The organism is Streptomyces angustmyceticus, assembly GCF_040701845.1.
GTDB classification, from domain to species: Bacteria; Actinomycetota; Actinomycetes; order Streptomycetales; family Streptomycetaceae; genus Streptomyces; species Streptomyces angustmyceticus_A.
Map to the genome: position 1 here is coordinate 1 of NZ_JBFBHQ010000017.1, position 14199 is coordinate 14199.

Genomic DNA, 14199 nt, shown 5'->3' on the forward strand with positions numbered 1-14199 from the left:
CGGAGCGGGTGGGTGTCCGGACGTAAAGCGAAGCAGTCCGGACACCCACCCGCGCAGGCCCGTCACCGGCACCCGACAGCCCCGCGCAGCGGACCGGCCCGCCGCAGGCGCAACGGCAGGGAAGTCAAAAACATGGGCCACGAGCAAAGCGCAGCGAACCGGCGCAACGGCGGGCGCACCGCGGCAGCGGGCGGCAAACGGTGAGCAACCCCCACGGCGGAAAAGACAAAAACGTGGGCCGAAAGCCATGCGCAGCGAAACGGCGGAAAAGCCAAAAACGCGGGCCTCAAATCCGCTCAAGGCTCCGGCCAGTGCTCCGCGGCCCCAGTAGTGCCACGTCCAGGCACAGGAGGAGCATCAGGCCGGCCGAGCCGGCGAAGACCGCGGCGGGGCCCAGGGTGTCCAGGACGTTCAGGGCGACGAACGGCAGTACGACCGAGGTGAGGCGGGAGAGCGAGTAGGCGATGCCGATCGCGCTGCTGCGCAGGCCGGTCGGGAAGAGTTCGGTCTGGTAGACGTGGAAGGCGTTGGAGAAGACGTTGCTGCACACCGTCAGCAGGAAGCCGAAGGCGACGATCGCCCAGGAGGCGGTGGCGAAGCCGAAGGCCAGTCCGCAGCCGGCGATGCCGAGCGCCGAGGCGATGATCAGCGTGCGGCGTTCGATCCGGTCGATGAGCGGGACGGACAGCGCGGAGCCGACCGGATAGCCGCAGAAGCTCAGCGCCGCGTAGAGCAGCGACTCGGTGACGGTGTGGCCCTTCGCGGTGAGCACCACCGGGGCCAGCGACCCGAAGCCGTAGTAGCCGACGGTCTGCAGCACCTGGAAGATCCACCACATGACGGTGCGCCGCCGCTGGTCGCCCCGGAACATCTCGCCCAGCGGCACCTTCCGCTCCCAGACGGTCTCCGCCTCCGGTACCGACGGCAGGCTGCCGCCGCTCTCCCGGGCCACCCGCTCCTCCAGGCCGGACACGATCCGTTCGGCCTCCTCGCCGCGGCCCTGCACCGTCAACCACCGTGGTGATTCCGGGAGTCGGCGGCGCATCAGCTGGATGAACCCGGCGCCCAGCGCACCGGCGACCAGCAGCCAGCGCCAGCCCTCGACGCCCAGCGGCTGGTGTGCGGCCACCAGCCGGGCGCCGAGCAGCGCGGCGACCGGGACGCCGAGGAACCCGACGGTGTACGCGTGGGCGAGGTAGCGGCCGCGTACCGCCCGGGGCAGGAACTCCGCGAGGTAGGTGTCCACCAGTACGAGTTCGGCGCCCAGCCCCAGGCCGGACAGGAAGCGCAGCGCGAGGAACCAGTGCAGGTTCGGCGAGAAGGCGCACAGCAGCGAGAAGAGCGAGTACGCCGCCAGGTTGACCAGGAACATCCGGCGCCGTCCGAAGCGGTCGGCGAGCACGGAGAGCACATTCGCGCCGACGAACATCCCGAGGAACCCCGCGGCGATCACCCAGGACTTCGCGGTGTGCCCGAGGTGCCACTGCTCGGCGAGGGCGGCGGCCAGCACCCCGCCGAGGAAGATCTCGTAGAGGTCGAAGAAGGCGCCGATGCCGACGACGAGGGTGATCCGGCGGTGCCACCGGGACGGCGGCAGCCGGTCGAGCCGCGCGGCGACCCGGCTGCCGTGGGGGGTCCCCCCGCGCCGTTCGGGCGTGGGAGAGGTGGTGTCCGTCATGGCGGTCCTCCCCTGAGCAGGTCCCGGCGCACGGGGCGGAGCCAGGTCCGTACCGCGCGGTCGGGCGTACGGCGAGGACCGTACTCCGCCAAGATCAGTTGGCGGAAGACCGCCTGTGCCGCCACCCCGTGCGGTGGACGTGGCAGGCGGATTCGGCCCCGCCGCCGGGCCGGTGGATACCATGCCGGGGTCAACCGAACGGTCCGGGAGGGGCTCCGCGTGACGGCGAAGCAGGACGCGCCACGGCTGTCCGATCTCATGCCGTGGTCCGTGGCGCCGCTGCGGCTCGGCCGCTCCTGGGTGCTGGCGCCGGACCCGGCCACGCTGCGCGCCCGCTGGGCGGCCCTGGCCGCGGCGGACGACGCGGCGGCCCGCGAGCGGCTGTTCCGCCCGTCCCGGGCCCGGACCCTGCACTCCGCGGTCGGCCAGTTGCCGGGCCAGGCCACGGCGACCGAGCGGCTGTACCGGGCGGCCGGCCCGTGCCCCGAGCCGGTGCGGGTGGCGCACGGCCCGTTCGACCAGCAGTGGCTGCTGCCCGATCACCGGCTGATCGACGGCGCGCGGCCGGAGCTGTGGCGGGTGGCGGACGACCGGCAGGTGTTCGTGGTCGAGTGGGGGCAGGTGCCGCAGGTCCCCGGCCCGGCCGTGGTGTGCTCCACGCTGCTGCCCGACGGGCGCTCACCGGCCGGTCGCCCCGGGCGGATCCGCCCGTTCTACCGGCGGCCCGGCGGGCACGAGCCCAATCTCGCCCCGGGACTGCTCGCCCTGCTCGGCCGGCGCCTGGACCGCCCGGCGACGCCGCCGGACCTGCTCGCCTGGCTCGTCGCGAGCGCCCGGCACTCCCCCGACGGCTGCACCGTGCCGCTCACCACCGACCCCGCCCTCTGGGACCGCGGCGTCGCGCTCGGCGAGCGGCTGCTCTGGCTCACCACCCGCGGCGCCCACGTCCCCGGGGCGGCCGGCGGGAGCGGCGGCGAGCGGCCCCGGATGCCGGGCGGGCGGCGCCCGTACGTGCGCTCCGCGCTCCCCGCCGGCGGGCTGCCGCAGGACGTCGCCTACGACCCGGACGAGGAGGCGCTGCTGCTCGGCGGCGGCCGGATCTCGCCGGTGCCCGCGGGCGCCTGGGACTTCCACGCGGGCGGCGTCCGCGTCCTGGAGGCGTGGCTGGCCGAGCGCACCGGCCCGGCCGCGGCGGGCACGGAGACGCCCGAGGCCGGTTCGCTGGCGGCGCTGCGCCCCGCGAACTGGCCGCAGGAGTGGACCTCGGAGCTGCTGGAGCTGATCACCGTCCTGGCGCTGCTGGCCGAACTCCGGCCGCAGTGCACGCAGTTGCGACGGGAGACGGCCGAGGGTCCGCAGGTGACGGCCGGTGAACTGCGGGCCGCCGGCCTCCTGCCGGCGCCGGTCTCCGCCCATCGTCCGGCGTCCGTGCTCGACCATCACGAGGAGGGCCCGGAGGGGCAGTTCGCGCTGTTGTGAGCGCCGGGGGACGCCGGTCGCCGCGGCCCGTCGGGGGTTCCGGCCCTGCCGGCCCGGCGGGCGCACACCGTGGGGACCGAGCGTCGCACATGCACAAAACCACCCGTTGCCGGGCAACGGGTGGTGGGGAGCGGGTCGCCGGCCGGGTGGGTGGGGACGGGGCCGGGTGTGAAGCGGATGCCGTGCGGCATCCCCGGGGCAGGGATTCCGCCCCGGCGAGCACACCGGCACGCTGCCGGTGCCCTGGGGCCTGACGAGCGATCGGACCGCAGTGCCGCGCCGGGACGGTGTGATCGCCCGAGATGCCGCTTCAGAAGCGGATCAGCCGTGACCGCCGAACAGCGAGCGCCGCAGCCTGCGCAGCGGCGCGAACAGCGACACCCTGGCGCCGCGGCCGTGCCTCGAACGGAAATGATCACGTGCGGTGAGCTCCTGCATCAGGGACGTCGCCCCTTCCGCCTCGCGCTGCGGGATGGCCGGACCACCCAGCACCGCGAGATGGCGGTCGAGACGCGCACTGGACGCACTGCTCCCGCAGCTGATGGCAGGGACTCGCGCCCTGCTACGCACTGTTATCTGTTCCATGACTCTCCCCACCCTACGAGGGCACCCGGCCCGGGCAGGGTAACCCTATCTCTCTCGGAGGACACGCGTGCAGACCGGTCAACGGATTCACCTGCCCCGCCTTGACGTTGACGAACACCATACGGAATGTCACGTACACCGCATGGGCCAGGGCGAGTTGAGCGTCATCGGGCTGCCGCGGGGGCCCGGTGGAGGTCTGACGGGCCGCCAGGACGCCCGGGGAAGAGAGCGGAATCTCACCGGCTCCCCCGGGCGCCCGGCGGGCGGATGATTACGCAGCGGAGGCGAAGACCGGCAGATAGCCGCCGGACTGCCCGGTGGCGGTGGGGTGGTAGGACTCCAGGACCGGATAGGTCACGCTGTGCAGCCAGGCGCTGCCGGAGCACAGCTCATGTCCGGAAAAGGTGGTGTTGACGTCGGCGAAGGTGAAGCCGTGGTCGGCGGCCCGCTTGGCGGTGACGCCGTTGATGGCGTCGGCGGCCGCGTTGATCGCGGCCCGGGACTTCTCGGAGAGGCCGGCGATACAGGTGCCGCGGAGCTTGTAGAAGCGGGGGTAGCCCACGACCACCACATGGGCGGCCGGGGCCTTCCGGGAGATGGCGTCGTACACCCCGTCGAGCTGACCGGGCAGGGTGGTGTCGATGTAGGCCCTGGCCTGGGCCACCCGGGACAGGCAGGCGCTCTCGCCCTGGAGCGCACAGGTCGTCATGGTGTCGGCGAAACCGGCGTCGTTGCCGCCGATGGTGATGCTGACCAGGCCGGTGGAGCCGTTGAGGGGGCCGAGCTGACTGCCGAGAACGTCACCCGTTCGGGCGCCGGAACAGGCGGTGAACTGGAAGGAGGAGGGGGAGTGCGCGGCGGCCCACAGGGCCGGGTAGGCCTTGGTGCTGCGCTTGCAGGAGCCGCTGGCACTGTCGTAGCTGCCGGCTCCGACACCGGAGGAGTAGGAGTCGCCGAGGGCCACATAGCCCGTGGCGGTGGGGAGTTGAGCGGACACGGCGGCGCTCGCGCCGGTGAGCGCGAGCGCCGTGGTGACGAAGAAGGCGGATGTCAAGGCCGCGAATCGGGACAGTCTCATGGAACCTCCCTTAGCAGGATCTCTGCCACATTCGTCGTAGCAAAACTCGCGGGTAGCCGGAAGTGTCCATGCCAAAACTCATCGGCAGTTCGCGGCAAATATGCCGATCCGGGGGGATGTTCACCGCCCTTGGGCGGCGTCGCGGGTGAGGCCGGGAACGAGGAAGGCGGTGGCCGCGATGAAGACGGCCACCAGCAGGATCACCAGCATCGGCCGGGTGCCCAGGCCGAGCAGGCCGGCACCGAGGAGGCCCCCGGCGAACATCGCGGAGACCGAGAACAGCCGGCGGCCGGCGGCGTGACTGCCGTACCCCAGCCGCTTGTCGCGCCCCAGCGGTGACCCGCTGACCAGGGCCGTCATCGCCCGGGTCTCGACGGTCGTGGTGAAGTCGGGGACGGCGGCGCGCATGGCGGTGACATTGCGCATGCCCATCGCCACCGCCATCAGCCCGATGACCAGGAAGCGCCGGCCCGGCGGCAGCCCCCGGACCGGGCCCGCGTCCCAGGCGGCCGCGGCGGCGGCCACCAGCAGTGCCGCCTCCACGGCCAGTGCGACCGGGAACCAGCGGCGCCGCCGCGCGGCCAGCGTCGACTCCATCCGGGCCCCGAACGCCGCCCCCAGGGCGAAGGCCCCGAGCGACACCACCGTCGCCAGGACCGGCAGCCCGCCCTGCCCGGCGATGCCGAAGCCGAGGAAGAGCAGATTGCCGGTCTGGGTGGCGGTGAAGACCTGACCGAGCGCCAGGAAGCTGACGGCGTCGAGCATCCCGGTGGCCACGGTCAGGCACACCATGATCACCGTCAGGGCGGTTCCGCCCGGCGGCTCCACCAACGCGGCTCCTTCCGGCGGTCGCCTCACCTCGCGGCACGTCCCCCCAGTGTCCGGACGGCCGGCCCGCACCACCGCCATTGCGCCGTCCGAGGGCGGCCCGCCACATCCGTCTCCTCGTACGGTTGCGCAGGTTTCCGGTCGTCTTCGTGTCTTGACGGTGCTCCGAGCGTTGCGCGACATTGAGGCCCGGCATCCGGCGCTTATGGGGGGCAAAGCTGCCAATGCACACCAAGACCATCACCCGGCACGGCTCGCACGACGCACCACCGCCCGGGGAACGGCCTGCGGGCGCCACCGCGGCACTGCTCGCGGGGGCGGGAACCGGCATCGGCGTCATGGGAGCCGTCCTCGCGCTCGCCGACATCGCCTCGCCGCTGCGCGCCCCGTTCACCCTCTTCTTCCTGCTGATGGCGCCCGCCGCCGCGCTCGCCACGGCGCTCGGCCGGATGGATCCGCCGGCCCGCGCGGTCGCGGCCGGCGCCGGGGCACTGGCCGTCGACCTGCTGGTGGCGCAGGCCATGCTCGCGCTGCATCTGTGGTCGACGCGCGGCGGCGTCGTCGCGGTGGCGGCGTTCAGCGGCGTCCTGCTGCTGGCCGTCGCGGTGCGCCGGCGCCCCGGCCGGGCCCCCGGAAGCCGGGCGGGCTGAGATGGACGTCGCCGTCTACCGCCCCGGCGAGCTGTCCGGGACCGACCGGAGTGCCTGGGCCGCCCTGCAGTCCCGGGCGCCGCTTCTGGGGTCACCACAGCTGGCGAACCCCTTCCTCTCCCCCGAGTTCGCGCTGGCCGTCGGCCACTGCCGCGGCGGGGTGCGCGTCGCGGTGCTCCACGAGGACGGCGGGCCCGCCGCGTTCCTGCCCTTCCAGCGCTCGGCGCTGGGCATCGGGCGGGCGGTCGGCCTGGGCGTCTCCGACGCCCAGGGGCTGGTGCACCGGCCCGGGTTCCGCTGGGACGCCCGGGAGCTGCTGCGGGCCTGCGGGCTGTCGGTGCTGGAGTTCGATCACCTGGTGGCGGGCCAGGGCCCGTTCGCGGCGGCTTCGTTCCGCGATCACGCCTCGCCCGTCATCGATGTGGACCAGGGCTTCGAGACCTATCTGGCGGAACTGCGGGCCCGGTCGCCGAAGTTCGCCCGGACCACCCTCGCCAAGGAGCGCAAGCTCGGCCGGGACATCGGGCCGCTGCGCTACGTCCACGACGAGCGCGACCCGGCGGCGCTGCGGACGCTGATGCGGTGGAAGTCGGCGCAGTACCGCAGGACGGGGCGCAGCGACCGCTTCGCCCAGCCCTGGATCGCCCGGCTCGTGGAGCAGTTGTTCCACACCCGTACCGCGTCCTTCGCGGGTCTGCTGTCCGTGCTGTACGCGGGCGGGCGGCCCGTCGCGGCGCACTTCGGGCTGCGGTCGCCGTCCGTGCTGGCCTGCTGGTTCCCCGCCTACGACCCGCAGTTCGCGAAGTTCTCCCCCGGGCTGGTGCTGCATCTGCGGATGGCGCGGGCGGCGGCCGAGGAGTCCTTGGGCCACCTCGACCTGGGGCGCGGGGCGAAGGACTACAAGGACTCGCTCAAGACCCGTGAACTCACGGTGTCCGAGGGGTGGGTGATGCGGCCGCATCCGGTGGCGCTGGGCCACCGGGCGCGGCGCGCACCGGTGCGCGCGCTGCGCAACGCGGTGCTGGCCAGGCCGGAGCTGTTCGCGCCGGCCGACCGTCTGCTCAAGCGGGTGGGCCGGATCCGGTCGGGGGGCTGACGCATTAGCGGCACCGGTGGCCGGTGTCCGGGGTTTTGCGCGGTTCCGGACGGCGCAACGGGGCGTGCGCCGGTGCATTCATACGGGCGTGCCCCCGAGTGCACCGGCCAGTTGCCGCAAAGGGTATTTGACCCGGAAGGCGGTGCCCTACAGTCCCAGTCATCAATACCGACGCACATCCACCCGCACCGGACGATCATCGCAAGAAGGCTCTTGGGGAGAGCCCGAGCGACACGGTGAAGCGGCCGGTGCGGTGCGCGGTGGGGGGGTCCCGTGCGCGGTCTTCGCTTGCCGATCACAGCTTGCCGAGGGCCGGAGCACGAGCCGCGCAGCCGGAATCACGCGTGCCTGCTCGCCTTGCTCGGACGGTGAACCCTGCCGTGCGACCCAGGTGTGAACCCCCCTTTCGACCCGGATAACCACATGGACCACCCGGGGGTGGGAGGTCCACCGGACGAGAGGGCAAGAATCCCGATGAGCTCGTTCCTTCGCCCGGCCGACGCGGAAGAACCATCGCTGACGCTGCTGCCGGACCAGGCCGTCTACCGTCCCGTCTCCTCGCATCTGGCCATCGCTCCACCGGTCAGTGTCGTCATCCCGGCGATGAACGAGGCGGAGAACCTTCCGTATGTCTTCAAGACCCTGCCGGACTGGATCCATGAAGTGATCCTGGTCGACGGGAACTCCACCGACGACACCGTCCGGGTCGCCCGTGACCTGTGGCCGGACGTGACGGTGGTGCCGCAGCGCGGCAAGGGCAAGGGCGACGCGCTGATCAGCGGTTTCGCGGCCTGCACCGGCGAGATCATCGTGATGATCGACGCGGACGGGTCGGCCGACGGCGGCGAGATCGTCAGCTATGTCTCGGCACTGGTGTCCGGGGCCGACTTCGCCAAGGGCTCGCGGTTCGCCAACGGCGGCGGCACGGACGACATGACGCCCGTCCGCAAGCTCGGCAACCGCATTCTGACCGCCGTCGTCAACACCAAGTTCGGCGCCCGTTACACCGACCTCTGCTACGGATACAACGCCTTCTGGCGGCACTGCCTGGACAAGATCGCCCTGGACTGCGCCGGGTTCGAGGTCGAGACGCTGATGAACATCCGGGTGGTCAAGGCCGGGCTGCGGGTGCAGGAGATCCCCAGCCACGAGTACAACCGCATCCACGGCGTCAGCAATCTGCGGGCGGTGCGGGACGGGCTGCGGGTGCTCCGGGTGATCCTGCGCGAGCGGGGCTCCCGGCGGAACCGGCCGGCCCGGCCCGCGCTGATCACCGGGAACGCCCGGTGAGCGCGGCCGGAGAAGCAGCCTGCCCGGCGCCGCGGATCTCCGTCGTCGTCTGCGTCCACACCCAGGACCGGTGGGGCGACATCCTCGCCGCGGTGGCGTCGGTGGGGACCCAGTCCCGCCCCGCCCATGAGCTGCTCCTGGTGGTGGACCACCACCCGGCGCTGCTGGCCCGGCTCAGGGAGCACTTCGGGGGCGCCCGCGCGGGCGCATCCGCCACCCGCGCTCCCGCAACTCCCCTGCGGATCATGGCCAATTCGGGTCCCCGCGGTCTGTCCGCGGGGCGGAACACCGGTATCGCCGCGGCACGCGGCGAGGTCGTCGCCTTCCTGGACGACGACGCGGTGGCCGAGCGGGACTGGCTGCGCCACTTCGCCGCGGCCTATGCGGACCCGGCGGTGATGGCGGTGGGCGGGCGCACCGAGCCGGTCTGGGCGTCCGGCCGCCGGCCGGCGTGGTTCCCCGAGGAGTTCGACTGGGTGGTGGGCTGCTCGTACCGCGGCCTGCCGCCGGGCACGGCGCGGGTGCGCAACGTCCTGGGCGGCAACGCCTCCTTCCGCAAGGCGGCGTTCGAGCGCGTCGGCGGGTTCGCCGTCGGCATCGGCCGGGACGCCGGACGGCGGCCGCTGGGCGGCGAGGAGACCGAGCTGTGCATCCGCATCAGCCACGCCCTGCCGGACGCGGTGCTGCTGATCGACGACCGGTCGGTCATCCATCACAAGGTCCCGGCCGTGCGCGAGCGGTTCGGCTACTTCCGCAGCCGGGCGTATGCCGAGGGACTGTCCAAGGCGCTGGTGTCCCGCAGCGTCGGCGCGCGGGACGGGCTGGCGACCGAGCGGCGCTACACCACCCGGGTGCTGCCCGCGGGGGTGCTGCGCGGGGTGCGCGACGCGGCGCTGCGCCGGCCGGGCGGCGCCGGGCGGGCGGGCGCGATCGTGGCGGGGGTGGCCGCCGCGGCGGCCGGCTATGCGTGGGGCACCCTGCGGGTACGCCGAAGACCCGTCACGGGTGAGGGAGTCGAGGAGCACACGGACGGCGCGGCGCCGGGCGCGGTCCCGGCGCGCGAGGGGACCGCGGCATGAGCACCCGGCGGCCTGCGGTGCCGATCGTGATGTACCACGCGGTGACCGCGGACCCGGCGCCCGCCGTACGGGAGCTGTCCGTGCCGCCGGAGGCCTTCGCCGCGCAGCTCGCGGTGCTGGCCGACGGCGGCTTCACCCCGCTGACCACCGCCGCGCTGGCGGCGGCCTGGCGCGGTGGCGGCCCGCTGCCGGCCAAGCCGGTGCTGATCACCTTCGACGACGGGTACGAGGGCGTGCACCGGCATGCGCTGCCCGCGCTCGCCCGGCACGGCTTCCCGGCCACCCTCTTCGTGTCGACCGGCTGGCTGCGCGGCCCGTACGACACCGGGGGCGGCCCGGACGCCATGCTCGACTGGGACCAGGTGCGGGAACTGGCCGCCGCCGGCGTGGAGATCGGCGGGCACAGCCACAGCCATCCCCCGCTGGACGGCCTCGGCGACGCCCGGCTGCGGCACGAGGTGCGGCGCTGCAAGGAGATCATCGCCGAGCAGGTCGGCACGCCGCCGGAGTCCTTCGCCTACCCCTACGGCCACTCCGGCCGGCGGGTGCGGCAGACGGTGCGCGCCCTGGGGTTCGCGCAGGCGCTCGCGGTGGGCAATGCGCTCGCGGACCGCCGCCAAGGGCCGTACGCCCTGGAGCGGCTGACGGTGCGGCGCCGTACGGACACCGAGGAGTTCGCCCGGATCGTGGAGGGCCGCGGCCTGCTCCGCTCCTTCGCCCGGGACCGGGCGCTCACCAAGGGGTACGCGGTGGTCCGCAGGGCGCGGCAGGCGGTCCGGCTGTGTACGCAGGGCGGTTGAGCACGCCGCGGCGCGCCGCGGCGGGAGAAGCGGAAGAAGGAGCGACGGAGCCGGTGTCGGACACCACCACCAGGACCGGGGAGCGCACGGAACCGGAGCCGCGGGGCAGCCGCGGGCTGCACCTCCCGGGGCGGGGCGGCCCGAGCCCGCTGTTCCGCAACGCCTATGCGCTGATGCTCAACACCGGCGTCTCCGGGCTGCTCGGCCTGGGGTTCTGGCTGGTCGCCGCCCGGTACTACACCGAGGCGGCGGTCGGCCAGGGCTCGGCGGCCATCGCCGCGATGAAGCTGCTGGCCGGGCTGACGGCGGTGACGCTGACCGGGGCGCTGGCCCGCTTCATCCCGGTGGCCGGGCGGAGCACCGGCCGGCTGGTGCTGCGGACCTACGCGGGCAGTTCGGTCGTGGTGGCCGTCGCCGCGGCCGTCTTCCTGCTCACCCTCGACCTCTGGGGGCCCTCGTACCGCTTTCTGCACGGCCCGCTGAACGGCCTGGGCTTCCTGCTGACCGTGGTCGCCTGGGCGTTGCTCACCCTGCAGGACGGGGTGCTGACCGGGCTGCGCAGCGCCCTGTGGGTGCCGGTGGGCAACCTCGCCTTCTCCACCGTCAAACTCGGGCTGCTGGTGGTCTTCGCCGCGGCGGTCCCCACCGCCGGGGTCTTCGTCTCCTGGGCCGCGGCGATCGCGGTCTCGGTGCTGCCGCTGGGCTGGCTGGTGTTCCGGCGGCTGGTGCCCCGGCACGCGCGGGCCGCGCCCCGCACCGCCCGGCCGCCGTCGCTGCGGGAGATGGGCCGCTTCCTGGCCGGCGACTCCACCGGCTCGCTGTTCTCGCTCGCGGTGGTCTACCTCGTGCCGGTCCTGGTGGCCTCACAGGTCGACGCGGCGGACAACGCGTACTTCTACATCACCACCACCATCGGCGGCACGGTCAACCTGCTCGCCCTCAACATGGGCGCCTCGCTGACCGTCGAGGGGGCGCACGACCCGGCGCAGCTGGCCCAGCACACCCGGGCCGCGCTGCGGCGGATGGCCCGCATCATGCTGCCGGTCTGTGCCGTCCTGTTCGTCGCCGCGCCGCATCTGCTGGGGATCTTCGGCCCGGGGTACGCGGAGGCGGCGACGCCGCTGCTGCGCTGGTTCGCGGTGGGGGCGGCGCTGCGGGTGGTGATGGAGGTCCACTTCGCGGTGCTGCGCGCCCAGAGCCGTACGGCCGGACTGGCCGCGCTGCAGGGCCTGTTGTGCGCGCTGGTGCTCGGGCTGACACTGGTGCTGCTGCCGCGGATGGGACTGACCGGCGCCGGTGTCGCCGAGATCTCCAGCCTGGCGGTGATCGTCGCGATCGCGAGCGTCCGGCTGGGCCGGGTGCTGCGCGGGACGGAGTCCGTGCCGCCCGCCCGGGCACCGGCGGGCGGCCCCGCCCCCGACGGCGATCCGGCGGAAGCGGCGGGCCACGGCGATCCGGGGGAGGCGGTGCGGGTGCACGGGGCACCGCGCGAGGCGGCCGCCGGCGCCGTGCCGGGCTCCCCGCTCCGGGGCGGACCGCCGCGCCGCCGCGCCCTCCTCGTCCGCGTCCGCAGCCGCCCCGACCTCGCCGTCTGGGCGCTGCTGGCCACCGCGCTCGCCCTGTTCTGGCTGCCGCTGCGCGGGATGGGCGATGCCGCCCTGGACCGGATGAACGGGCTCGGGCTGATCTCGGTGCTGCCGGTGGCGACGCTCGCCGGGGCCGCCCTGCTGGTGGCGGCCTTCGGCGCGGCGCTGTGGCTCCCCCGTCCCCGGCGGGCGCTGCTCGCCGCGGTGCTGCTGCTGACGGTGGTGGCGCTGCATGCGCTGCCGGCCGTCCTGGAGACCGAGCCGCGCTTCCCGACGGCCTGGCAGCATCTGGGTTTCCTGGACTACCTCGGCAGGACCGGCACCGCGGTCCCGGACCTGGACGCCCGCTGGAGCTGGCCCGGCTTCTTCGCCGCGGTGCAGTTCGTCGCCGGCGCCTGCGGGGTCACCGACTTCACCGAAGTGCTGCGCTGGTGGCCGCTGACCGTACAACTCCTCTATCTGGCACCGCTGTTCCTCCTCCTCCGGGCGGTACGGGCGAGCTGGCGGGCGAAGTGGTGCGCCCTGTGGCTGTTCGCGCTGTGCGGCTGGGTCGGCCAGGACTACTTCTCCCCGCAGGGCTTCACCTACCTCCTGTATCTCGCGTTCGTGGCGATCCTGCTGGTGTGGTTCCGCGACCCCCGGCCGATATGGAGCGTGCGCCGGCCGGGCGAGGCGGAGGTGCGGCCGGCCGGCCGCGGGCAGCTGGTGACGCTGCTCGGGGTGCTGATCGCGCTGTTCGCGGCCTCGGTGGCGGGCCATCAGCTCACCCCGTTCGTGATGCTCGGCGTGGTGACGGTCCTGGTGCTGGTCCGGCGCTCCGCCCTGCGGGGCCTGCCGCTGCTGCTGGGCGTTCTGGTCGTGGCGTGGGTGGGGTTCCTCGCCGAGCCCTACTGGTCGGGCCACTTCGACGAGCTGTTCGGCGGGCTCGGCGGCGTCGGGGGCAATGTCGCCTCGTCCGTCACCGACCGGATCGGCGGCGGCGACCCCACGCACAAGCTGGTGCTCTACACCCGGGTGGGGCTGGCGGGTGGCGTCCTGGCGCTGGCCTGCTGGGGAGTGCTGCGCCGGCGGGCGGCGGGCTGCACCGAACGCGCGCTGCCGGTGCTGGCCTTCGTGCCCTTCCTGGCGTTCGGGATGCAGTCCTACGGCGGCGAAATGGCGCTGCGGGTGTTCCTGTTCGCGCTGCCCGGCGCCGCGGTGCTGGCGGCGCTGGCCCTGTTCCCGCGCGAGGGCGGCAGCAGGCGCGGCCTGGGGCCGCTCGCCGCGCTGCTGACGGGCCTGCTGCTGGCTGCCGGCTTCCTCGTCGCCCGCTGGGGCAACGAGCCGTTCGAGCGGGTCCGGCCGGGCGAGGTCGCGGCGATGGACTACGTCTATGCGCACGACCGGCCGACCGCACGGCTGGTGTGGCTGAGCAGCGACCCCGTCAACAGCGTCACCCCGGCGATGCCCTGGGGCGCGAAGGACATGGAGCGGGTGCAGTACGAACCGGCCCTGGCGCCCCGCGACCCGGACCGGGTGGGCCCGGTCGTGACCGCGCTGCGGGAGGCGGGGCCGCAGTCGTACCTCGTCGTCAACCACGCCCAGGCGGAGTCCCTGCGGCTGGACTCCGGCTACCGCACGGACTGGGAGGCCCGGCTGCGCGCCGCCCTGGACCGGCGTCCCGAGCTGCGGCGGGTGCAGGCCGACCGGCATGCGGCGGTGTACGAGCTGACGCGGCGCCCGGCGGGCGAGGTCCCGCCGCCCCGCCCCGGCCCGGCCGGCCCGCAGGTGACCTGGACGCCGTGGTCGGTGCTCGGCGCGCTGGCGGCGCTCGCGCTGATCGTGGTGCTGACGGCCCGCGAGGTGCTCCGGGTCGGGGTGGCTCCCGGCGTGCGGCAACTGCATTGGATCCAGGGCCTGTTCTGGTTCTCGCTGCCGCTGCTGGTGGTGTTCCTGGCGTCGTTGGTGCAGCGGTTCGCGACGATGTCATGAGGGGCGGGGAGGGGCACGGCCGCCGGGCGGGCGGAGCCGGCCGGGCGGCGGTACGGCGCACCCGGGCCGGGGCCGCCGT

At 74.1% G+C, this 14199-nt stretch carries 11 protein-coding genes; 7 read left to right on the forward strand and 4 right to left on the reverse strand.

From position 1 onward, the window contains the following. Positions 1-286: 286 nt before the first annotated feature. The gene (locus AB0411_RS26955) at positions 287-1678 is read right to left on the reverse strand and encodes an MFS transporter (protein WP_366419860.1); all 1392 of its coding nucleotides are present in this window, start codon (positions 1676-1678) and stop codon (positions 287-289) included. 219 nt (positions 1679-1897) lie between these two features. Here AB0411_RS26955 and AB0411_RS26960 point away from each other — a divergent pair, with 219 nt between their 5' ends. After that, a complete protein-coding gene (locus AB0411_RS26960; protein ID WP_366419861.1) occupies positions 1898-3157 on the forward strand; it encodes a type ISP restriction/modification enzyme in 1260 nt (419 codons plus the stop codon). Between the two features lie 321 nt (positions 3158-3478). Here the strand turns inward: AB0411_RS26960 and AB0411_RS26965 are convergent, their stop codons facing one another. From AB0411_RS26965 to AB0411_RS26975, 3 genes are all read right to left on the reverse strand, one after another. Continuing rightward, entirely contained in the window at positions 3479-3742 is a 264-nt protein-coding gene (locus AB0411_RS26965) for a hypothetical protein (protein WP_152105036.1), read from the reverse strand. Positions 3743-4013: 271 nt separating this feature from the next. Further along, entirely contained in the window at positions 4014-4820 is an 807-nt protein-coding gene (locus tag AB0411_RS26970; RefSeq protein ID WP_366419862.1) for an SGNH/GDSL hydrolase family protein, read from the reverse strand. Positions 4821-4940: 120 nt separating this feature from the next. Continuing rightward, entirely contained in the window at positions 4941-5648 is a 708-nt protein-coding gene (locus AB0411_RS26975; RefSeq protein WP_366419967.1) for a YoaK family protein, read from the reverse strand. 224 nt (positions 5649-5872) lie between these two features. On the opposite strand from AB0411_RS26975, the gene AB0411_RS26980 reads away from it, so the two are divergent. The 6 genes from AB0411_RS26980 (at position 5873) to AB0411_RS27005 (ending at position 14120) form a co-directional block, all read left to right on the forward strand. Then, positions 5873-6298: a hypothetical protein gene (locus AB0411_RS26980; RefSeq protein WP_366419863.1), complete on the forward strand. Its 426-nt coding sequence runs from the start codon at positions 5873-5875 to the stop codon at positions 6296-6298. Position 6299: 1 nt separating this feature from the next. Further along, positions 6300-7394, forward strand: a complete 1095-nt coding sequence (locus AB0411_RS26985) for a GNAT family N-acetyltransferase (RefSeq protein WP_366419864.1) — start codon at positions 6300-6302, stop codon at positions 7392-7394. Positions 7395-7868: 474 nt separating this feature from the next. Continuing rightward, positions 7869-8684, forward strand: a complete 816-nt coding sequence (locus AB0411_RS26990) for a glycosyltransferase family 2 protein (protein WP_366419865.1) — start codon at positions 7869-7871, stop codon at positions 8682-8684. After that, entirely contained in the window at positions 8681-9763 is a 1083-nt protein-coding gene (locus tag AB0411_RS26995; protein ID WP_366419866.1) for a glycosyltransferase family 2 protein, read from the forward strand. The genes AB0411_RS26990 and AB0411_RS26995 overlap by 4 nt, the downstream gene beginning before the upstream one ends. Further along, the gene (locus AB0411_RS27000) at positions 9760-10563 is read left to right on the forward strand and encodes a polysaccharide deacetylase family protein (protein ID WP_366419867.1); all 804 of its coding nucleotides are present in this window, start codon (positions 9760-9762) and stop codon (positions 10561-10563) included. The genes AB0411_RS26995 and AB0411_RS27000 overlap by 4 nt, the downstream gene beginning before the upstream one ends. 53 nt (positions 10564-10616) lie before the next feature. After that, the gene (locus AB0411_RS27005) at positions 10617-14120 is read left to right on the forward strand and encodes a lipopolysaccharide biosynthesis protein (RefSeq protein WP_437043496.1); all 3504 of its coding nucleotides are present in this window, start codon (positions 10617-10619) and stop codon (positions 14118-14120) included. The last annotated feature ends 79 nt before the right edge of the window (positions 14121-14199 follow it).